19 protein-coding genes are annotated in these 21431 nt (G+C 60.8%); 5 read left to right on the forward strand and 14 right to left on the reverse strand.

The annotated features are described in order from the left end of the window. Positions 1-128: 128 nt before the first annotated feature. The 9 genes from CSZ94_RS01975 to CSZ94_RS27500 form a co-directional block, all read right to left on the reverse strand. Positions 129-1340 (reverse strand): tetratricopeptide repeat protein, encoded by a 1212-nt coding sequence (locus CSZ94_RS01975; RefSeq protein WP_102119964.1) that lies wholly within the window; start codon positions 1338-1340, stop codon positions 129-131. A 78-nt stretch (positions 1341-1418) separates the two neighbouring features. Then, on the reverse strand, positions 1419-1850 hold the full coding sequence (locus CSZ94_RS01980) for an ExbD/TolR family protein (RefSeq protein WP_180977327.1): 432 nt from the start codon (positions 1848-1850) through the stop codon (positions 1419-1421). A 105-nt stretch (positions 1851-1955) separates the two neighbouring features. Continuing rightward, positions 1956-2384 (reverse strand): ExbD/TolR family protein, encoded by a 429-nt coding sequence (locus CSZ94_RS01985; protein WP_102119966.1) that lies wholly within the window; start codon positions 2382-2384, stop codon positions 1956-1958. A gap of 5 nt (positions 2385-2389) precedes the next feature. Beyond that, on the reverse strand, positions 2390-3319 hold the full coding sequence (locus CSZ94_RS01990) for a MotA/TolQ/ExbB proton channel family protein (protein WP_258000727.1): 930 nt from the start codon (positions 3317-3319) through the stop codon (positions 2390-2392). A gap of 86 nt (positions 3320-3405) precedes the next feature. Beyond that, positions 3406-4062 carry an energy transducer TonB gene (locus CSZ94_RS01995; protein ID WP_102119968.1) on the reverse strand — a complete coding sequence of 219 codons (657 nt, stop codon included), beginning with the start codon at positions 4060-4062 and terminating at the stop codon, positions 3406-3408. 538 nt (positions 4063-4600) lie between these two features. After that, positions 4601-6202: a SpoVR family protein gene (locus CSZ94_RS02000; protein WP_102119969.1), complete on the reverse strand. Its 1602-nt coding sequence runs from the start codon at positions 6200-6202 to the stop codon at positions 4601-4603. Further along, positions 6202-7467: a YeaH/YhbH family protein gene (locus CSZ94_RS02005; protein WP_102119970.1), complete on the reverse strand. Its 1266-nt coding sequence runs from the start codon at positions 7465-7467 to the stop codon at positions 6202-6204. Before CSZ94_RS02005 ends, CSZ94_RS02000 begins: the two co-directional genes overlap by 1 nt. Before the next feature lie 73 nt (positions 7468-7540). After that, positions 7541-9463, reverse strand: coding sequence for a PrkA family serine protein kinase (locus CSZ94_RS02010; RefSeq protein WP_102119971.1), 1923 nt, complete (start codon positions 9461-9463; stop codon positions 7541-7543). A gap of 327 nt (positions 9464-9790) precedes the next feature. Beyond that, positions 9791-10036, reverse strand: a complete 246-nt coding sequence (locus CSZ94_RS27500; protein WP_146009713.1) for a hypothetical protein — start codon at positions 10034-10036, stop codon at positions 9791-9793. Here CSZ94_RS27500 and CSZ94_RS02015 point away from each other — a divergent pair. Both CSZ94_RS02015 and CSZ94_RS02020 read left to right on the forward strand, forming a co-directional pair. After that, positions 10035-11066, forward strand: coding sequence for an adenosine deaminase (locus CSZ94_RS02015; RefSeq protein ID WP_102119972.1), 1032 nt, complete (start codon positions 10035-10037; stop codon positions 11064-11066). The genes CSZ94_RS27500 and CSZ94_RS02015 overlap by 2 nt on opposite strands. 27 nt (positions 11067-11093) lie before the next feature. Then, positions 11094-13625 (forward strand): ABC transporter permease, encoded by a 2532-nt coding sequence (locus CSZ94_RS02020; RefSeq protein WP_102119973.1) that lies wholly within the window; start codon positions 11094-11096, stop codon positions 13623-13625. A gap of 8 nt (positions 13626-13633) precedes the next feature. On the opposite strand, the gene CSZ94_RS02025 is transcribed toward CSZ94_RS02020, so the two are convergent. Next, positions 13634-14641, reverse strand: coding sequence for a response regulator (locus tag CSZ94_RS02025; protein ID WP_102119974.1), 1008 nt, complete (start codon positions 14639-14641; stop codon positions 13634-13636). Between the two features lie 3 nt (positions 14642-14644). Continuing rightward, positions 14645-15943, reverse strand: a complete 1299-nt coding sequence (locus CSZ94_RS02030; RefSeq protein ID WP_102119975.1) for a sensor histidine kinase — start codon at positions 15941-15943, stop codon at positions 14645-14647. A gap of 152 nt (positions 15944-16095) precedes the next feature. Between CSZ94_RS02030 and cqsA the strand changes: the two genes are divergently transcribed. Further along, a complete protein-coding gene (gene cqsA, locus CSZ94_RS02035; RefSeq protein WP_102119976.1) occupies positions 16096-17343 on the forward strand; it encodes an alpha-hydroxyketone-type quorum-sensing autoinducer synthase in 1248 nt (415 codons plus the stop codon). A gap of 22 nt (positions 17344-17365) precedes the next feature. On the opposite strand, the gene CSZ94_RS02040 is transcribed toward cqsA, so the two are convergent. Genes CSZ94_RS02040 through CSZ94_RS02050 form a run of 3 tightly spaced genes read right to left on the reverse strand, consistent with a single transcriptional unit; the run spans position 17366 to position 19500 of the window. Beyond that, positions 17366-17815 carry a MarR family winged helix-turn-helix transcriptional regulator gene (locus CSZ94_RS02040; protein WP_102119977.1) on the reverse strand — a complete coding sequence of 150 codons (450 nt, stop codon included), beginning with the start codon at positions 17813-17815 and terminating at the stop codon, positions 17366-17368. Positions 17816-17872: 57 nt separating this feature from the next. Next, the gene (locus tag CSZ94_RS02045; RefSeq protein ID WP_180977328.1) at positions 17873-18220 is read right to left on the reverse strand and encodes a GIY-YIG nuclease family protein; all 348 of its coding nucleotides are present in this window, start codon (positions 18218-18220) and stop codon (positions 17873-17875) included. A 23-nt stretch (positions 18221-18243) separates the two neighbouring features. Continuing rightward, the gene (locus CSZ94_RS02050) at positions 18244-19500 is read right to left on the reverse strand and encodes an MFS transporter (RefSeq protein WP_102119979.1); all 1257 of its coding nucleotides are present in this window, start codon (positions 19498-19500) and stop codon (positions 18244-18246) included. A gap of 133 nt (positions 19501-19633) precedes the next feature. On the opposite strand from CSZ94_RS02050, the gene CSZ94_RS02055 reads away from it, so the two are divergent. Beyond that, positions 19634-20029, forward strand: a complete 396-nt coding sequence (locus CSZ94_RS02055) for a group II truncated hemoglobin (protein WP_102120074.1) — start codon at positions 19634-19636, stop codon at positions 20027-20029. Positions 20030-20033: 4 nt separating this feature from the next. Further along, positions 20034-21422, forward strand: a complete 1389-nt coding sequence (gene rmuC / locus CSZ94_RS02060) for a DNA recombination protein RmuC (RefSeq protein ID WP_102119980.1) — start codon at positions 20034-20036, stop codon at positions 21420-21422. Positions 21423-21431: the final 9 nt, after the last annotated feature.

Genomic DNA, 21431 nt, shown 5'->3' on the forward strand with positions numbered 1-21431 from the left:
CACACCCGGCAGGGCGGGCGCAGGGGCAATTTCACTGCTGAAATGATAAAAAGCGTTGCCGGCAAGTGTGCTGGCAACGCTTTTTTGTGGCACTCGACTAGCTGCCCGACCTATCCTGAGATGTCGTCTTATTTATTCATCAGTATCCAGTAACGTGCCAGGTCTGCCGCGCCATCGGTACCCTTGACAGTTTTCAGCGTAGTCGATGCGTTGGCTTTCTTGCCTGCGTGGAGGTAGGCGATGCCCAGATGCAGCTTGGCTTCTTCCGCATATTTGGCGGTGCCCATCTTCACGGCGTCGTTCATCAAGCCCAGGCCCTTGTCGGTCTGGCCATCGTACACCAGAGCGAAGCCCAGCTTGCTCAAGCTGTCGGCGTCCTTGTTCTTCACGTCTTCCGCTTCCGACTTGGCCGCGCTGGCTTTCAGGTCAGCCTGGGTTTTCAGGGCCAGGTCTTTCAGGCGCTGGTGACGGGCGGCATCGGCGCCGGTGCCCAGCACGCCTTTTTTGTAGCCTTGCTCGATGATGCTCAACGCTTCGCCAGGATTACCCGCTTGCAGGGCCAGTTGGCTGATTTCCATGTATTCGGACGGCTTGGTGAACAGGCCGTTGGCCAGGCGCAGGCGCTGGACGTCCAGGCCCAGGCGTTGCGAGAAGCCAGGCTTGCCCGAAACGCGGTTCAGCAGGTCAGCCCAGTAGCTGGTTTTCGGATAAGCCGAGGCCAGTTTTTCCAGGGTGGCCACGTAGCCGGCCTTGTCGTTTTGCTTCAACTGGATGTTGGCCAGCATTTGCAGGCTCCCTTCCGAGTTGCCGCCGCGCGCTTGCAGTTCCTTGGCCGCTTCGGCGTAGTTGCCGCTGACGTAGTAGGTCTGGATCAGCAGTTCGCGCATCTGCGAGTCTTCGCGGTCTTTCAGCGAACGTTTGATCCAGGTGATGGTATTGGGCCAGTCCTTGGCGCGGTAGTACATGCCTGCCAGCGCTTGCGTGAATTTGGGGGCTTCGGCGGCGCTCAGGCGGCCGGAATTGATGACGGCTTCAAAAGCCTTGATGGCGGCGCCGTTATCGCCGGCGGCAGCAGCGGCCGAGGCGCGCACGCGCTCGATCTGATAGCTTTCAAAGGCGGTCTTGTTGCTGACGTTGTCAGCTTCGCGCAGCTTGGCCAGCGCTTCCTTGTTTTTGCCGCTGCTAACGAGTTTTTGCGCTTCTTGCAGTGGCTTGCCCACTTCGGCACGCACGGTGTCTGCGGCGTATGCCAGCGAGCCCAGGCCGATTACGGGAGTTGCTGCGGTAAAACCGATAGCGGCCATGACGAGGCCGAGATGAGCGAGACGAAACTTGGACATGAGAAAGTCTTTCAGTAAAAAGCGAATAGGCAGGAAGTCCTGCCTATTCGGATGTAAAGAGAACCTGATTGCTGTAGCTTACTGGAATTGCTCGTTGCCGACCAGACCGATTTTGGTCACGCCCAGACGCTGCGCCGACGCCATCACACCGGCGACGACTTTATATTCCACCAGCTTGTTCGGACGCAAATGCACTTCCGGCTGATCTGCTTGCGCAGCAACGTTGCTCAGCTTGGCTTCCAGCGAAGCGCGGTCAGGAACGACCTGATTGTCCCACAGGATCGTGCCATCAAAATCGACATCGATCGTGACGACCACTGGTTCGGTTGTCGGTGGCGGCGGGGTGCCGACCGGCATGTTCAAGTTCACCGAGTGGTTTTGCTTAGGAATCGTGATGATCAACATGATAATCAGCACCAGCATCACGTCGATGAGGGGCGTCATGTTCAGTTCCATCATTGGTTCCGGATCCGCGCCTGCTGCGCTTCCCGAACCGACATTCATACTCATAGTGTTTCCTTTAAGAAGTCCAACGAAGCACCGGGCGAAACTGCCGCCCGGTCAGCTTCCGGCAGTGGCGTCCCCGAGTTGCCGGGACGCCGCTGCCAGTTGCTATCAGCCCTTGTCAGGTGGTTCGGTGATGAAGCCAACCTTCTGGATCCCGGCACGTTGGGTCGTGTAAATAACCCGGCCGATCGATTCGTAGCGTGTTTCTTGGTCGCCACGAACGTGTACTTCCGGCTGCGGTACTTTCACTGCTTCAACTTTAAGATAATCGAACAGTTCGTTCGTGTCTTTCAGTTTGGTCTGGCCCAGGTAAATCTCGCCGTCCTTGTTAACAACGATGTTAACGTTCTCTGGTTTGGTTTGCAGGGCTTGATTGGCCTCAATCGGCAGATCGATTTTCTGCAGCTTGAGGACAACCGGACTCGTAATCAAGAAAATGATCAGCAAAACCAACATGATGTCGACGAGCGGCGTCGTGTTGATTTCTGACATTACTTGATCTTCATCTCCGTTGTCGGAGCCGACGGACATCGACATGATTCTTATCCGATCTTTTTAGCGCCGGCAGCACGGCCAGCTTCGCTGGTCGACATGACGCCGGAAACCAGAACCGAGTGAACGTCGGCGCTGAACGAGCGGATGTCTTCCATTGCGGTTTTATTACGACGCACCAGCCAGTTGTAACCGAGAACGGCAGGAACGGCGACCAGCAGACCGAAAGCGGTCATGATCAGGGCTTCACCAACTGGACCTGCAACTTTGTCGATCGATGCGTTACCGGTCATGCCGATAGCGGTCAGCGCGCCGTAAATACCCCAAACGGTACCGAACAGACCGATAAACGGTGCGGTCGAACCAACGGTTGCCAGGAACGACAGGCCATCTTGCAGACGCGATTGGACTTTGTCCGAAGCGCGCTGGATCGACATCGTCACCCAGGTCGACAGATCGATTTGTTCCAGCAGGGCGCCGTCATGGTGCGCGGTTGCCTTGGTGCCCGATTCAGCGATGAAGCGGAATGGCGAACCTTCACTCAGGGTTGCCGAGCCAGCAGCGATCGAAGGCGCTTTCCAGAATTTGGAAGCGGCTTCTTTAGATTGCTTGAAGATCTTCATTTGATCGATCAGCTTGGTGATGATGATGTACCAGCTGCCGATCGACATGATGGACAGGATGATCAGGGTAGCGCGTGGCACGAAGCCGCCGTCCCATACTGCGGACAGGCCGAACGGGTTGTGCACTTCTTCGGTTTTGGCTGGAGCGGCTGCATCGGCGGCTGGAGCTGCTGCGTCTGCTGCTGGAGCGGCTGCATCTGCGGCAACTGGTGCTGGTGCAGCGTCTGCCGCAGGAGCCGAAGCGGCAGCCGATGCTGGCGCGTCAGCGAATGCCGGAGCTGCTACCAGAGCGGTAGTAGCGGTAACGGACAACAGAACCGCGGCAAAAAATGCGGACAAACGGGTATTCTTAAACATGCTTCCTCCAAAATTAAAAATAACAGATCGCTGAACGTAATGACAACGAAATCATAGTGTGAGACAGGGGATAACTGTCTCGGGTATTAATCCAGCGACCAAACGTATTGCATTTGCTGCCAGCCTTGTTCGGCCTTACCGTCAACTGTTGCCGGCTTAAATGTACAGCGGCTGATACCTTGCACCGCGGCTTTATCCAGGTCTCTGAAGCCGCTGGACTTCACGATCTTCGAATCAGCGACCTTGCCGTCTACACCGATCAGGAACGACAGCGTCACCACGCCGGTTTCCTCATTGCGCTGCGACGACTTTGGATAAGCCGGTTTTTCGCAGACACTGAAGTCAACCACGGCCGGTGTACGCACCGATTTGGCTGGTCCAGGAGTTGGCGTAGGCTGTGCAGGCGGTGCTGGCGGCGCCAATACAGTCGTGGCTGGCTTCACCGCAGTCGTATTTGCAATCACGTTTTGCGGTGGTGGCGGCTGCTGCACGTTCACCTCGACTGGCGGAATGAATGGCGGCGGTGGCGCCTTCATTTCTGGCGGCGGTGGTGGCGGTGGAAGATCCTTCGGTGGAGGCGGTTTGACTTCCTCGATAATCTTGGTTTCAACCGGTTCCATCATTTTGGTGACCAACCGTTTGCCCAAGCCCGTCGCGATCCCGTAAGCCGCGAGAACGTGCAGCAGGACAACGACAGTGATGCCTGTGTAGTTCTTGGGACTTTTCTCGTTCGAAAAATTCATGCCTGCTTTCTCCAAATACCATCTCTTGTCTTGCAACTGAACCCCAAAATGACGACACAAAGCTCCAGCCGTATCCGGGACGTCGCCGAATTATACATACGAATTCTTTATTTTACACAGATTTTTAACGCCTAAAACCGGTTAAATTTTTGGCGCTTTTGCGCCCTGAAAACGTACTTGCTTATGTCATCTTTGCACGCTTTCGGACATAAAAAAAGGCGGTCTTATCGGTTTTTTGCAGCCGTTTTCGGCGACCACTGCTAAGTTCTCCGATGTGCCCATATGGCGGAATTATATTTCGTGATATTCAATATGGAAACCGCTAAATTTGGAGAAAAATATTTCCTTATGGAAATATTTTACCTCGGTACCAGACCACTTAGTCATGGGCACGCACCAATCGGGTGCGAAAGGTACTTCACCCAGGTCAAAAAAGACCTTCCTGGCGGACGTTTCGACGTCGCCAGGCCATACGGAATTCCTATGGAGGCATAGGATGGGCTTATATTCTTGCCAAAATAATTATCAATAAGATTACTTATGGCCGTGCCGGTGCATCGTCGCGCCGGTTGCGCTTCTCGCGCCGGCAATTCAGGGTGCCCAGGACGACGCCCTGCGGATCGACCGTATCGAGGTGCACATCGAAGCCCCACAGCCGTGCCACATGCTTGAGCACTTCGGCGGCCTGCTGGTTCAGCGGACGGCGCAGGAATTGCGTGTGGCGCAGGGTCAATGCGCGGTCGTCGCGCGTATTGACGGACCAGACCTGGATATTCGGCTCGCGGTTGCCCAGGTTGTACTGTTCGGCCAGCTGCTGGCGCACATAACGGTAACCGGCATCGTCGTGGATGGCGGAAACGGCCAGTTTTTCATTCTTGTCGTCGTCGAGCACGGCAAAGAAATGGAATTCGCGGATCAGCCGCGGCGACAAATACTGGGCGATGAAGCTTTCATCCTTGAAATTGCGCATGGCAAAGTCCAAGCTCTTGCGCCAGTCGCTGCCGGCGATGTCGGGGAACCAGGCGCGGTCTTCGTCGGTCGGATGCTCGCAGATGCGGCGGATGTCGCTCATCATGGCAAAACCCAGCGCATACGGGTTGATGCCGCTGTAGTAGGGGCTGTCGATGGGCGGCTGATAGACCACGTTGGTATGGCTTTTCAGAAACTCCATCATGAAGCCGTCGCCCACCACGCCTTCGTCATATAACTGGTTCAATATCGTGTAGTGCCAGAAGGTGGCCCAACCCTCGTTCATCACCTGGGTTTGCCGCTGCGGATAGAAATACTGGGAAATCTTGCGCACGATGCGCACCATCTCGCGCTGCCACGGTTCCAGCAGCGGCGCGTACTTCTCTATAAAGTACAGCAGGTTTTCCTCGGGTTCGGGCGGAAAGCGGGGGGCGGCCTTGCGCTGATCGTCTTCGTCCTCGTCATCTTCACGCCGGGGCAGGGTGCGCCACAGCTGGTTGATCTGCGACTGCACATACGCTTCACGCTCTTTCTGGCGCGCATATTCCTTCGCCATCGACAGTTTCGCCGGGCGCTTGTAGCGGTCCACGCCATAGTTCTGGATGGCGTGGCAAGAGTCGAGCAGCAATTCCACCGCATCGACACCATGGCGCTGCTCGCATTCGGCGATGTAATTCTTGGCAAACACCATATAGTCGATGATGGCATCGGCATCCGTCCAGGCGCGGAACAGATAGTTGCCCTTGAAGAAGGAGTTGTGGCCATAGGCCGCATGCGCGATCACCAGCGACTGCATGGTCAGGCTGTTTTCCTCCATTAAATAGGCGATGCACGGGTTCGAGTTGATGACGATCTCGTAGGCCAGGCCCATCTGGCCCCGTTTGTAGCTTTTCTCGGTGGAAAGAAAATGCTTGCCGAACGACCAATGGTTGTAAGAGACAGGCATGCCGACCGAGGTGTAGGCATCCATCATCTGCTCGGCCGTGATGATTTCCAGCTGGTTCGGATAGGTATCGAGGCCGAACTGTTTCGCCACGCGGCGTATTTCCTCGTGGATTTGCTCGATCAGCTCGAACGTCCATTCCGATTGCTCGGGCAGCGCGTTCGGGTGGCGCAGGCGCACGAACGGTTCGCCCGGGGTGTTGCTGGCGCGGTCAAAGGCTGCACTCATCATTTCACCTGTTTTTTGAACAGTTCGCGGAAGACCGGGTAGATATCGGCCGGCGTGACGATCTTTTGCATGGCGAAATGGGCATGATGGTCGAGCACGCCCGCATATTGCTCCCACAGGTTTTGCTGCGGGCCGTCCGTGATCTCGACATAGGTGTAGTACTGCACCTTGGGCAGGATGGTGTTGATCAGCAATTGGCGGCACAGCACGGAATCGTTGTCCCAGTTGTCGCCGTCGGACGCCTGCGCCACATAGCTGTTCCATTGCCCGGCGCCATAGCGCTCGTCGATGATGGTGTTGAGCAAGTGCAGGGCGGAAGACACCACGGTGCCGCCCGATTCGCGCGAATTGAAGAATTCATGCTCGTTCACTTCCGCCGCCGCCGTATGGTGGCGGATGAAAACGACCTCGATCTTGTCGTAGGCGCGTTTGAGGAACAGATATAAGAGGATGAAGAAGCGCTTGGCCGTGTCCTTGCGCGATTCGTCCATGGAGCCGGAGACGTCCATGATGCAGAACATGACGGCCTGCGTCATGGGCTTGGGCACCTTGATGCGGTTGCTGTAGCGCAAGTCGAACGGGTCGATGAAGGGAATTGCCAGCAAGCGCGTATGCAGGTGGTGGATCAGGCGGCGCAGTTCCACCACCAGCGGGTCGCTGTCGGGCACGCCTTCGTGCAGCAGGGTAGCCAGGTCTTCCTCGGCCCTTGCCAGTTGCTTGCGGGCGCCGCCGCCCACGGCGATGCGCCGCCCCAGCGCGCCGCGCAGGGAACGCAGCACATGGATGTTCGATGGCGTGCCCGACATATTGTAGCCGGCGCGCTGGTTCTTGAATTCCGTGGTGGCCGTCAGCTGGGTTTTCACCATGTGCGGCAATTCCAAGTCCTCGAAGAAATAATTCATGAATTCTTCGCGCGACAATTCGAAGATGAAGTCGTCTTCCGTCGTCTCGTCGCTATTGCCTGCCTTGCCCCGCCCGCCCCCACCGCCTTTCGGCCGGGCGATCTGGTCGCCCTTCAGGTATTCCTTGTTGCCGGGATTGACCACTTCCCATACGCCCCCATGCGCGTGGCCGAACGAGGGTTCGCCCACGTCCTTGACGGGGATGCTGACCTTTTCGCCATTCTCGACGTCCGTGATCGAGCGCCCCTTGATGGCGCGTCCCACGGCATCCTTGATCTGGCCCTTGTAACGCCGCAGGAAGCGGTCGCGGTTGACGGCGGATTTATTCTTGCTTTGCAAGCGCCTGTCGATGAGGTATGTCAAAGGGTGCCTCCTTGCCTCTCGTCATGCGCGCTCCCGCCAGTCGCCGGGCGGGAGCGCGCCTCCGCTGTCCGCGCTAGGATGACTTGCGTACGCGCAAGTACCATTCGCATAACAGGCGTACCTGCTTGGCCGTATAGCCTTTTTCCACCATGCGGGCCACGAAGTCGGCGTGCTTGTTGGCATCGTCGGCGCTGGCCTTGGCATTGAAGGAAATCACGGGCAGCAACTCTTCCGTATTCGAAAACATTTTCTTTTCGATCACGGTGCGGAACTTTTCATAACTGGTCCAGGCAGGATTCTTGCCGCCGTTCGACGCCCGCGCGCGCAGACCGAAGTTCACGATTTCATTGCGGAAGTCCTTAGGATTGGAGATGCCCGCCGGCTTCTCGATCTTCTCGAGTTCATTGTTCAGCGATTCGCGGTCGAAACTTTCGCCCGTGTCCGGATCGCGGTATTCCTGGTCCTGTATCCAGAAATCGGCAAACGTCACATAGCGGTCGAAAATGTTTTGCCCGTATTCCGAATAGCTTTCCAGGTAAGCCGTCTGGATCTCCTTGCCGATGAATTCCACATAGCGCTGCGCCAGGTGCTCTTTGATATAGGAGAAGTAGCGCTGTTCGAGTTCCGGCGCGAACTGCTCGCGCTCGACCTGCTGTTCCAGTACATATAATAAGTGCACGGGATTGGCGGCCACTTCGGAATTGTCAAAGTTGAACACTTTTGACAGGATCTTGAAGGCAAAGCGCGTCGACAAGCCATTCATGCCCTCGTCCACGCCCGCGTAATCGACGTATTCGTGCATGGATTTGGCTTTCGGATCCGTATCCTTGAGGTTTTCGCCATCGTAGACGAGCATCTTCGAGAAAATGCTGGAGTTTTCCGGGTCTTTCAGGCGTGACAGGATGGCGAATTGCGCCATCATGCGCAGGGTGCCGGGCGCGCACGGGGCCTTGACCAGCGAGGAATTGGCCACCAGCTTGTCGTAGATCTTGATTTCATCGGTCACGCGCAGGCAGTACGGCACCTTGACGATATAGATACGGTCAAGGAAGGCCTCGTTGTTGCGGTTGTTTTTAAAGGTCTTCCATTCCGACTCGTTCGAGTGCGCCAGGATGATGCCGTCGAACGGAATCGCGCCAAAACCTTCCGTGCCCTTGTAATTGCCTTCCTGCGTGGCCGTCAGCAAGGGGTGCAAGACCTTGATGGGTGCCTTGAACATTTCCACGAATTCCATCAAGCCCTGGTTGGCCAGGCACAGGCCGCCCGAATAGCTGTAGGCGTCCGGGTCGTCCTGGGCGTAGTCTTCCAGCTTGCGGATGTCGACCTTGCCCACCAGCGAGGAAATATCCTGGTTGTTTTCATCGCCGGGCTCCGTTTTCGAGATGGCGATCTGCTTCAGCACGGACGGGTAGCGCTTGACGACGCGGAACTGATTGATGTCGCCATTGTATTCATGCAGGCGCTTGACGGCCCACGGGCTGGGGATGTTGCGCAGGTAGCGGCGCGGGATGCCGTAATCCTCTTCCAGGATGGTGCCGTCTTCTTGCTCGTTGAACAGGCCCAGCGGCGATTCGTTGACGGGTGAGCCTTTCAGGCAATAGAAGGGCACATGTTCCATCAGCGACTTGAGCTTTTCCGCGATCGACGACTTGCCACCGCCGACCGGCCCCAGCAGATACAGGATCTGCTTGCGTTCTTCCAGGCCTTGCGCTGCATGGCGGAAATACGAGACCACTTGCTCGATCACTTCCTCGGTGCCGTAGAACTCGCGGAAAGCGGGATAGAGCTTGATGACCTTGTTGGCGAAGATGCGCGACAAGCGCGTATCGTTGCGCGTGTCGATCAGTTGCGGCTCGCCGATGGCGGCCAGCATGCGTTCGGGCGCGCTGGCATAGGTCAGCTTGTCCTCCTTGCACAGGGCCAGGTATTCGGTGAGCGACATTTCCTCTTCGCGGGTGCGCTCGTAGCGTGCTGCATAGTTATCAAAAATGGTCATGTCAATGTCCTTTAATGTAAACCTGTACTGCCAGTCACCATGGCCGCCCGCCTGGCACTCGCCTGGGCTTGCCGTCTGAACTTTTCCTGTACCCCGTACCGATTTTTATTGTTGTTTCAAGCCCGGCTGTCTTTGCGAGTCCGGATTGCCCGGACCAAAAAACTGGCGCTTGATGCCGTGCGCTGACGTGTCCAGCCGGCTTTTTTTCACTGTTGATCGCGCTTGTTGCACCTACCGTTACCCCATGAAATTTATTATTGCTCTAAAGGATCAGGAAGTCAAAAGATATGTCGGTATATCCTTAATACTTGTTTGTAAATTGTTGATTTAATTGGATAAATCATCAAATTTTTCATCGATTTCTATGAACTTTTTTGTATCTTTTAATCCATCATACGACAATTCGCCAGCGCGTGCCGGTGCCGGCCATGCCGTCGCCGCTGCCAGTGCCATGGCGGCCGGGCGCCGGTGAGGCCGGCCATCTTGCGCTAAGATGCCTGCATGTCTGATGGCCCTGCGCGCCGCGCGTGCGCGTGCCAGCACTTTTATCGTCACCCTATAAGGAACACCCATGATGAACTCCCAATTGCGCGCGATCGTCCGCGGCATGCCGAAGGCCGAACTGCATATCCATATCGAAGGCTCGCTGGAGCCAGAACTGATTTTCGCACTGGCCGAGCGCAATGGCGTGCCGCTGGGCTATGAATCGGTAGAACACTTGCGCAGCGCCTATGCTTTTACGGATTTACAGTCTTTTCTCGACATTTATTACGCTGGCGCAAGCGTGCTCTTGAAAGAGCAGGATTTCTATGACATGACGCAAGCCTATCTGCGCCGCGCCGAAGCCGATAACGTCTTGCACACGGAAATCTTCTTCGACCCGCAAACGCACACGGCGCGCGGCGTGGCCATGGCCGACGTGATCAATGGCATTCATCGCGCCTGCCAGGACAGCCCCGTCAGCGCGGCCCTGATCCTGTGCTTCCTGCGGCACCTGAGCGAGGAAGAAGCCTTCGAGACCCTGGAAGACGCGCTGCCGCACCGCGACAAATTCATCGGCATCGGCCTCGATTCCTCGGAAGTGGGCAACCCGCCCGAGAAATTCTCGCGCGTGTTTGCCCGTTGTCGCGCGCTGGGCCTGCACCTGGTGGCCCACGCAGGCGAAGAAGGCCCGCCAGACTACATCCGCACGGCGCTCGACGATTTGCGCGTCGAGCGCATCGACCATGGCGTGCGCTGCCTGGAAGACGCAGAACTGACGGCTCGCCTGGCGCGCGAACAAATCGCGCTGACCGTGTGCCCGCTGTCGAATACCAAACTGCGCGTGTTTGACCAGATGCATGACCATAACCTGGTGCAACTGCTCGACGCGGGCCTGCTGGTGACGGTGAACTCGGACGATCCCGCGTATTTCGGCGGCTACATGAACGACAATTTCGACGCCATTTTCGATGCCTTGCCGCTGGGCCTTTCCCACGCGCAACGCCTGGCGCGCAACGGTTTCATCGCCGCCTTCCTGTCGCAGGCGCAGAAAGACGCGTTTCTTGCCACAGTCGATGCGTATTTCGCCCGGCACGCCGCCGCCCACGGCGCGGCGCTGTAAATAAACGTTCATAAAGACCCGCCGACCATGCTCCGCCTCTCCCTGAAAATGACCGGCCGCGACTGGCGCGCCGGGCAATTGCGTTTCCTGCTCGTCGCGCTGATCGTGGCCGTGGCGGCCCTGTCGGCCGTCGGCTTCTTCGTCGACCGCCTGCGCGCGGGCCTGAACCGCGACGCGCACCAGTTGCTGGGGGCCGACCTGGTCATCAGCGCCGACCAGCCCGTCAATGCGGCCTGGCGCGCGGAAGCGCAGAAGCGCGGTTTTACCTTGGCCGACACGGTGACCTTTCCCAGCATGGCGCAGGCGGGCGAGGGCGAGCAGTCGACGTCGCAACTGGCGTCCATCAAGGCCGTCTCGCCCGGCTACCCGCAGCGGGGCAAGCTGAAGATCACCACCGCACTGAGCGAAGCGCAGGATGCCGTGGGACGGCCAACCGACCAGGTGCCGGCAGCGGGCACCCTGTGGGTCGATGCGGCCATCCTGTCCAGCCTGAACGCCAGGCTGGGCGACACCCTGACACTGGGCGACAAGGCCTTTACCGTCACGCAACTGATCGCCTCCGAACCGGACCGCGGCGCTTCCTTCCTGAACTTCGCGCCGCGCGTGATGCTGCCCTTGAGCGACCTGGCCGCCACGGCGCTGGTGCAGAACGGTTCGCGCGTATCGTACCGCTTGCTGCTGTCGGCGCCGCCGGCCAGGGCGGCCGAGCTTGCGCAATATCAAGCCTGGCTGGAAAGCCAGATCAAGACGCAGGCCATCAAGGGCGTGCGCATCGAATCGCTGGAATCGGGCAGCCCGCAGATGCAGTCGACGCTGGACCGCGCCGACCGTTTCCTGTCGCTGGTCGGCTTGCTGTCGGCGATGCTGGCGGCCGTCGCCGTGGCCATGGCGGCGCGCCGCTTCATGCTGCGCCACCTGGATGCCTGCGCCATGCTGCGCTGCCTGGGCCTGACGCAAAACCAGGTCACGGCCATGTACGTGATCGAATTCCTGCTCGTCGGTCTGGCCGGCAGCGTAGTCGGCGTGATGGTGGGCTTCGGTGGCCACCTGGTGTTGCTGGAGCTGTTGGGCAAGCTGGTGCAGAGCGACTTGCCGCCCGTCTCGCTGCTGCCCGCCCTGCAGGGCGTGGCCACCGGCATGTTGTTGCTGCTGGGCTTTGCCCTGCCGCCGATTTTGCAGTTGCGCAATGTTCCGCATAACAGGGTGATCCGCCGCGAACAGGAGCCGCCGCAGGCGCTGGCCCTGGCGACCTACGGCCTGGGCATCGCCGCCTTCGTCGTGCTGCTCTTGTGGCAGGCGGGCGACGTGAAACTGGCGCTGCTGACGGCGGCCGGCTTCCTGGCTGGCTTCGCCGTGTTCGCCCTGTGCGGCTGGCTGGGCATCAAGTCGCTGAAATCCTTGCGCGGCGTTTTCAATCACCAGGGCTGGCGCTTCGCCGTCACGTCCTTGCAGCGTCGTCCGGGCGCCACCGTCATCCAGGTGGTGTCGCTGGCCCTGGGCCTGATGGCCTTGCTGTTGCTGACGGTGGTGCGCGGCGACTTGATGCTGGCCTGGCGCAACGCCACGCCGCCGGACGCGCCGAACCGCTTCATGATCAATATCCTGCCCGAGCAAAAAGACCCGATCGCCGCGCGCCTGGCGCAGGCCGGCGTGGCCAACGCGCCCTTGTATCCGATGATACGCGGGCGCCTGGTGGCCGTGAATGGCAAGGCCATCACGGAAGAAACTTACCAGGACGACCGCGCCAAGGGCCTGGCCGACCGCGAATTCAACCTCTCGACGATGGCTACCATGCAGGAGGAAAACAAGCTGGTGGCCGGCAAGTGGTTCAGCAATGCGGCCGGTGCGCCGTTTGAGGCGTCGGTGGAAGAGGGCATCGCCAAGACCCTGAAGCTGAAACTGGGTGACAAGCTGCGCTTCGACATCGCCGGCCAGAGCGTCGAAGCGGCCATCACCAGTTTACGCAAGCTGGAATGGGGTTCGATGCGCGTCAATTTCTTTGTCATCATCAATCCGGCCGCCATGGCGGACACGCCGCAGACGTGGATCACGGCGTTTCACTTGCCGCCGGCGCAGGCGGACCTGGGCAACGCCTTGCTGCGCGATTACCCGAACCTGACGGTGGTGGACGTGGGCGGCGTGCTCAAGCAAATCCAGGGCGTGCTGGACCAGGTGGTCACGGCCGTCGAATTCCTGTTTGCCTTTACTTTGGCGTCGGGCTTGCTGGTGCTGTATGCGGCATTGATGGGCTCGCAGGAAGAGCGCACGCGCGAAGCGGGACTGCTGCGGGCGCTGGGCGCCACGCGGCGCCAGTTGGCGCAGGAGCAGCTGATCGAATTCTCGCTCGTCGGCGCCCTGGCCGGCTTGCTGGCGGCCACGGGCGCGGCCGCCATGGGCTGGGCCCTGGCCACGTACCAGTTCAAGTTCGCCTGGAGCTTCGCACCGGGCGTGTGGGCCTTCGGCCTGTTGGCCGGCGCCCTGTGCGCGATCGCCGGCGGCTGGCTGGGCTTGCGCAATGTCTTGAAACATCCACCGCTGCAAACCTTGCGGGAAGGCTGAGTTGTCTACTACGCGTTGACGCTGTCGCCCGCGCCCGCGCGCAGAAATTGCGCGTAGGACATGACCGGCTGCCCCAGCTGGTGCGGCGGCACGTCGAACAGGGCCCAGAAATACGTCACACGGCCCAGGCAGATGGTGGGCGCGGCGCAATAGCGGAACCAGTTTTCGCCGATGTGCGCCGCATACATGCCATCGCTGTCGGCGTCCGAAAAATACGGGATCACGCGCATTTCCAGCAGGGCCAGCAGCAAGGACTCCGGTGCGTCGCTGTCGCGCGCCATTTCGTACTGCGTGTGCAGGCTGCGTTCCGTTTCGATGATCATCAGCTTGGCGCGGCCATCGCGCGTGAAGAAGAGGATGCCGCTGGGATTGGGAAAGATGTAAAACTCGACGAAGCCATGGTGCTGGCACAGCTCGTGCACAACTGCGGCCAAGGCTTCGTCTTGCAGGAAAGCATAGTCGTGCAGCAATAGCAAGTCGCGCACGGTGTCCGACTGCTGCAGGAAGAATTCGCGTTGCAGGGCATGGACTTCCTGTTCCAGGATATCGAGCGCATCGTCGTCGCTCTTCTTGATGTAGCGGTCGATCAAGCCCCGGTTGAAAGCTGTCACGGCGACTTTTTCATCGGCCGCCCCTGTAAATAAAATCTTCTTGCACGGCAAGTCGCGCACGGCCTGGCAGAATTCCAGGCCATTCATCTGCGGCATCGAATAATCGACCACCAGTACGGAGGGCACGGCAAAGCGCTGTGCCTGGCCGCTGATGCGCCAGATGCGTTCGAGATCGAGTGCCACATTGCACTGGTCGGGCGGCAGGTTTTGCGTGTCGAAATTGACGTGCAGCGGCGTTTCGCCCAGTTGCGTGCTGTGGCGCAGCCAGTGCAGCGCGCTGCTGGTGTCGTGGAAAGTCTTGCGCGCCAGGCCGGGATCGAGCTGGAACGCCAGGCTTTTCAGGAAGGAATCGCTGTCGTCGATCAATACGGTCAGGGTCGGATGGGTGTAGACGGGCAGTTGCATGCGTCACCTTGCGGGAGAAGAGGGTTGGAAGCGGGCAGGCAGGGGCTGGGGAAATTCCAGGATGAAGATCGCATAGGCATGCTCGCGCGATACGCAGCGGATGCGCGCTTGCCAGGCGGTGACGATCTGCCGGCACAGTGCCAGGCCGATGCCGCTGCCGTTATGCACGGGATAGGAATAAAAACGCTCGAAGATCAACGGCAGGCGGTTCTTCGCGATGCCGCAGCCCGTGTCGATGAACAGCAGCCTGGGCACAGGGCGGGCGCCGTCGATGATGATGCGCACGCGGCCTTTGCCGGCCCGCTGGATGGCTTTCAGCGCATTTCTCAGCAGATTCAGCAGGATCACCACGCACAGTTCGTCCTGGCCGGCGAACTGGAAGTCGGCGCGCACATCCACCGTGACGCTGGCCCGCTGCAGCTTGCCGGTAAACGGGTAGCGCTTGAGCACGGCGTCCACCATCGCCAGCATCGGGAGCGTCTGGCTGGGCTGCAGGTTGCGGTTCACGGCACTGGCGCTCATCAGGAACAAATCGATCATGTGCTGCATGTGGCGCACTTCGAACTGGATACGCGACAGGGCATCCTGCAGCGGCGGTATGTCGTCCGCCTGGCCAGCCAGCTGCGGCAGCAGCCGGCGCATGCCCCGCACATTCGCTTCCACGCTGGTCAGCGGCGTACGCAGTTCGTGCGCCACGGAACCGAGCCCGGCCGCCATGCCCGCCAGCCGTTCCCGTTCCAGCACCTTCCTGCCTACCTTCACCACGGACAGCGCGGCGATGGTGAACCAGTGCACGGGCAATTGCTGCAGCACTTCACGCTGCAGCAGGTAGGCGCCTTCCCCTTGCAGGATGACGGCCAGGCAGGCGGCGCCCGTGCCGATCAGGTAGGCGCGGCAGGCCAGTCTCGTGTCGAAATGAAACAGCACCACCAGGCCGATCAGCAGCGACTGGCTCCAGATGGACGAGGCATGATTCATCAGAAACATGAAGCTAAAGAAGAAGGGCAGGATGTAGCTGAGCGCGAACAGCAGGTAGCGCGACAGCCAGCGGACCGAGAAGCGGCGCGCAAACAGGCCGGCCACGCAGATGCCCACGCCTGTCAGGCGCAGGGTCAGGTTTTCATAGGCTTGTGGGAAAAAAAATTGCCACAGCAGATAGTACAGCGGCATTGCCACCGTGCCCACGACGGCCAGCATGGCGACGCGGCTGGCCAGGTTTTCATGCGGCACGCGTTCATGTAGCAGCGAATGGAGCAGGCGCCTGCGCCAGTGTGTCCATCCTCCTTGCCATCGCTGCGTCATGACTCTACCTTGATCCTCTTCAGAACATGATCATCGCGTAATTTTTCTTGCTTGTACGGTTATCTCGCCAGACATTGATATACGTCAATGGATGGGTTGGCAACACGGTCAAGGCTTTAATCCGCAGCCAACCTTACCCCAGGAGAAAACCCATGACTATCGCTACCAGCCTGCACGCCCCATCCCTCGACCGTGCCGAACACTGCCTGCCCGACTACATCGTGCGGCGCATGGATGCGCATCACATCACGCGCATTGAAAAACTGTTGGGCGGCCAGCATCCCCATGCCTGGCAACCGACCCCCGCCCATGCCATTTTTCTGGCGGGTAATGACTATCTTTCCATCGCCGCCGAGCCGGCGCTGGTGGCGGCCCAGGTGGCTTCCCTGCAGGCGAATGCGGGCGGCCTGCTGATGTCGGCCGTGTACTTGCAGGAAGGCAGCGAACAGCACCGTCTGGAAAGCCGGCTGGCCCGCTTCATGGGCTGCGAGGACGGCATCCTGGCGCAGTCCGGCATGGCGGCCAATGTCGGCTTGCTGCAGTGTATCGCCGGCCCCGGCATCCCCGTCTACCTGGATATGCAAGCCCATGCCTCGCTGTGGGAAGGCGTGCTGTCGGCGCAGGCCCAGGCCGTCGCCTTCTTGCACAACGACATGGCGCACCTGCGGCGGCAAGTGGAAAAACATGGCCGCGGCGTGATCGTCGTCGATGCCCTGTACAGTACCAACGGCAGCCTGGCGCCGCTGTTGGAACTGCTGGAGATTGCCGAGCGCAGCGACTGCGTGGTGGTGGTCGACGAGTCCCATTCACTGGGCACGCATGGCCCGCACGGAGCGGGCCTGGTGGAGGCCTTGGGCCTGGGCCACCGCGTGCATTTCCGCACCGCATCGCTGGCCAAGGCCTTCGCGGGACGGGCCGGCTTCATCAGTTGTTCCAGCCGCTTCAAGGGCTATTTCTTGTCAGAATCGCGCCCTGCCATCTTCAGCTCTTGCCTATTGGCCCACGAACTGGCATGGCTGGACGCGGCGCTCGATTTCATCATGGCCGCCGACGCGCGCCGCGCGACCTTGCGGCGCCACACGCTGCAGGTGCGCGAGGGCTTGAGCGCGCTCGGCTACAACGTCAGCGATGGCACGGAGCAGATCGTGGCGCTGGAAGCGGGCGGCGAACCGGCCACCCTGGCCCTGCGCCAGGCGCTGGAGCGGCAGGGCATTTACGGCGCCATGTTCTGCGCCCCGGCGACGGCGAAGAACCGCGCCCTCGTGCGCCTTACCCTCAATGCGGGACTCGACGAGGCAGGCATCGCCAGGCTGCTGGCCGCCTGCGCGGCAGTGCGCGCCGAAGCGGGCATGGAACATTGGCCATCGACGCGGCGTCTGCGCAAGCTGGCGCTCGTGTAAGCGGCGGCGCGGGCTGGCGGTGTCAGCCGGCCAGCCGGCCCAGGATGGCCGATAGCGCTGCCAGCTGCTCTGCCGGTGCATCCTGCAGCAATTCGCGGCCCACCGCATGCGCGGTGGCGCTGGCATGTTCCAATAATTCCTGGCCGGCGGCAGTCAGCACGGCATAGCCGACGCGGGCATCGCGTACATCGGCCTGGCGCGCCACCAGGCCGATTTTTTCCAGCGGCATCAAGGAACGCGTGACGCCCGAGGCCGTCAGCGCCAGGCGTTCTGCCAGGTCGATGCGGCGCAGGCGCGCACCGGGTGCGCGCTGCAGCTGATACAGCAATTGATAGTCGCTGAAGCTCAGGCCATGCACATTGCCCAGGGCGCTGTCGAAGCGGCGCACGATGAGTGCCTGGGCGCGCGCCAGGCGCAGGAAAAAGTCCAGCGCGCCATCGCTGTCCGGCGACGGGGGAGTGTGATCGTTCATGGTTTTCTTTGTGTTGACTGCGCAGTGCTTGAGTGCGCAAGTGTAAAGCAATCCTGCTCAATACAGTGGCTGGCCCTGTTCCAGCCACTGTGCGCAGTGCAGCGCCAGCAGGGCAGCCAGCTCGGCGTCCGCATCGAAGGCGGGATCATCAAGCAGCCTGACGCTGTCGATGATCTCGCAGGAAAAGGCCGCCGCGCCGTCGCGCCGCCAGTCCGCCTGCAGCAAGGCATTGCGGTGCTTGCCCAGGTTCAGTTCGAAGCGGTGCCGGTTCAGCATGGCGGGCGCGTTACGGCTGCATTCGAGCAAGGTCCGTCCGCTGGGCAGGTGCCGCAGGGCAATGATGCCCAGCGGCGGCGGCTGTTGCCGGTAGTGTGCTTTCAATGTTGCCTGTCGTGACTTGTCCATCTTGTATTTCTCCAATGGTTCGTTCAAAGCGTTTCTGCTCCGGCGATGCGCGGGATGGCGGTGAAGAGTGCCGCTGCCACGGCGGCGGCCAGCAGCAGGGCGCCGCCGCCGCAGAACAGCTCGCCCACGCTCAACTGGCGTAGCAGCGCTCCCGTGGCCGCCGCCGACAGCGGTGCCAGGCCCAGGAAGATGCCCATGAACAGGGCCATGGCCCGGCCCAGCATGGCGGGCGCCACACGCCGCTGTATCCACGTAAAGATGGCGACCTGCAAGTAGCCGCTCAGCATGCCTGTGACCGCCAGCAGGGCTGCGCCTTGCCAGGCTGTGCTGATTTGTCCCAGCGCCATCAACAGGCAGCCCACCACCGCATCGACGAGCAGCAGGCTGGCGCCGAAACGCCGGCGCAGCCAGGCGCCGCCCAGGCTTGATGCGAGCATGCCGGCCAGGGTGCCGCCGCCGTGCGCGCCCATCAGCAGTCCCAGCGCTGCAGCACCGTGCAGGCGTTCGCTGGCCAGCACGGGCAAGGCCACTTGCAGCGGTCCCATGACAAAGAACGCCACCACTGCCCAGTAGGCATAGCAACTGCGCAAGGGCATGTCGCGCCATACCATGGCCAGGCCCGCCGCCGTGTCGCGCCACATGCCTTGCACCGCCGTCACAGCCAGGGGCCGCAGGCTGACTTGGCGCAAGGTCCAGGCGGAGAACAGAAACGTCAGCGCATCGATGGCAAAGGCGGCGGCCAGCGCGGCCATGGGGGTTTGCTGCGCGCCATCGTGAGCGCCGAGCACCAGCGCCGCCAGCAGGGGGCCGGCCAGCAAGGACAACTGGCGCGCGCCCATCTGCAAGCCATTGGCTTTTTGCAACGATTGCAGCGGCACGGCCTGCGGCAGAATGGCCGTGCCGGCCGGGATGCCGAAGGCGGACGCGATCCCCAGCGCCAGCGCGGCCGCATACGCCAGCGCCAGGCTGGCCTGGTCCAGCATCAGCAGCCCGGTCAGCACCAGCAGGATGGCGGCGTTCGCATATTTGCTCAGCAACATCACGCGTCGGGGCGAGTAACGGTCGGCGACGGTGCCGCCCAACAAGATGAGCACGGCGCGCGGGGCGCCCATCAGGGCCACGGCGATGCCCAGGCTGAGGCTATCGCCGGTCAGGCTCAGTACCAGCCAGGGCAGGGCCAGCATGCTGAACTGGTCGCCCAGCATGGAGACCAGGCCGCCGCCCAGCAGCCAGCGGAAGTTGCTATTGCGCAGCAAAGGAGTGTCGATAGCGCTTGGCATGGTCGTCTTGTCCGTGTTTTAAAAATGGCATAATAGTTGATATAAGCTTGAGTAGTCAAGTATACTGCCATTTATTGTGGCAATGGCAGCCAGGGCCGCGTGGCGCGCCGACGCTTGCGCTATCATGGCGGCCATGACTGATACCATTGCCCCCACCCTGTACGAAACCATCGGCGGCGCCCCCGTGCTGCGCGAAATGGTCGAGCGTTTTTATGACTTGATGGAACTGGAAACGGAATTTGCCGGCATCCGCGTCATGCATCCGCCATCCACGGACGGTTCGCGCGACAAGCTGTATTTCTTCCTGACGGGCTGGATGGGCGGGCCGGATTTGTATATCGAGAAATTCGGCCACCCGCGCCTGCGCGCCCGCCACTTGCCCTATGCCATCGGCACCAGTGAGCGCGACCAGTGGTTGCGCGCCATGGCCTGGGCCATGGAAGACACGGGCATCGAAGAGTCCCTGCGCGTGCGCCTGATGGAATCGTTCTATCAGACAGCCGACTGGATGCGCAACAAACCTGACTGATCCCATGAGCCCAATCGAGTTTTACAGCCTGCTGGGCGCCGCTGCCGTCGCCATCGTCCTGTTGATCTTGCTGCTGTTGCGTCCGCGTGGCGCTGCCGGCGATGGCGCCACCACGCTGGCGCTGGTGCAGCAGCACCAGCAGCAAAGCCTGGAACGCATCGACCGCGTCGAACGCGAAGTGCGGCTGCAGTTGCAGGCGTCGGCGCAGGCGACGCGGCAGGACCTGGCCGCCGGCCTGGCGCAATTCCAGGCGGCAACCCTGCAACAGCTCGACAGCCTGCGCACGCAAATGCAGGCGCAGGGGAAAGTCGGGCGCGAAGAACAGGCGCAAAGCCTGGCGCGCTTTGCCGACAGCACGAATCAAACCCTGGCCCAGCTGACGGAATCGAATGCGCAGCGCATGCTGGAAGTGCGCGCCACGCTGGAAAACAAGATCCGCGACTTGCAGGCCGACAATGGCGCGCGCCTGGAAGAGATGCGCAAGACGGTCGATGAGAAACTCCATGCGACGCTGGAGACGCGGCTTTCCGCCTCGTTCCAGCAAGTGTCGGAGCGGCTGGAAAAAGTCCACCAGGGCCTGGGCGAGATGCAACAGCTGGCGCTGGGCGTGGGCGACCTGAAGCGGGTACTTACCAACGTCAAGACACGGGGAACGTGGGGCGAAGTGCAGCTGGAAATGCTGCTGGAGCAGGTACTCACGGTCGACCAGTACGCAAAGAACGTGGAAACGGTGCCGAGCAGCGGCGCACGCGTGGAATTCGCCCTGAAACTGCCGGGCCTCTCCGACGGCGGGCCGCCCGTGTGGATGCCTATCGATGCAAAGTTTCCCAAGGAACAGTACGAACGCCTGGTCGAAGCGGCCGAGCGGGCCGATGCGGACGGCGTGTCCCTGGCTGGCCGCGAGCTGGAGCGTGCCGTGCGGGGCGAGGCGAAAACCATCGCCGAGAAATACCTGGCGCCGCCGCAGACCACGGACTTCGCCATTTTGTTCCTGCCCACGGAGGGCTTGTATGCGGAAGTGCTGCGCCGCCCGGGACTGGCTGACGAATTGCAGCGCGTGCACAGGGTCAGCATCGCCGGACCATCCACCCTGACGGCCTTGCTCAACAGCTTGCAGATGGGTTTCCGCACCTTGGCGCTGGAAAAGCGTTCGTCGGAAGTATGGCAGGTGCTGGGCGCCGTCAAGACGGAGTTCGGCAAGTTCGGCGATGTGCTGTCGCAAACCCGGCTGACCCTGGAAAAGGCGGCGAAGAATATCGAAAGCGCGGAAGTGCGCAGCCGGCAGATGGCGCGCAAATTGAAATCCGTGGAAGCCTTGCCGGGCGAAGCGGCCGCCTTGCTGCTGGGAACGGCAGATGCTGGCTTGCCAGGCGAAGCGGGCGACGGCGAGTAGGATTGTCGT

This window comes from Janthinobacterium sp. ROICE36, assembly GCF_002869965.1.
Classification (GTDB): domain Bacteria; phylum Pseudomonadota; class Gammaproteobacteria; order Burkholderiales; family Burkholderiaceae_D; genus Janthinobacterium.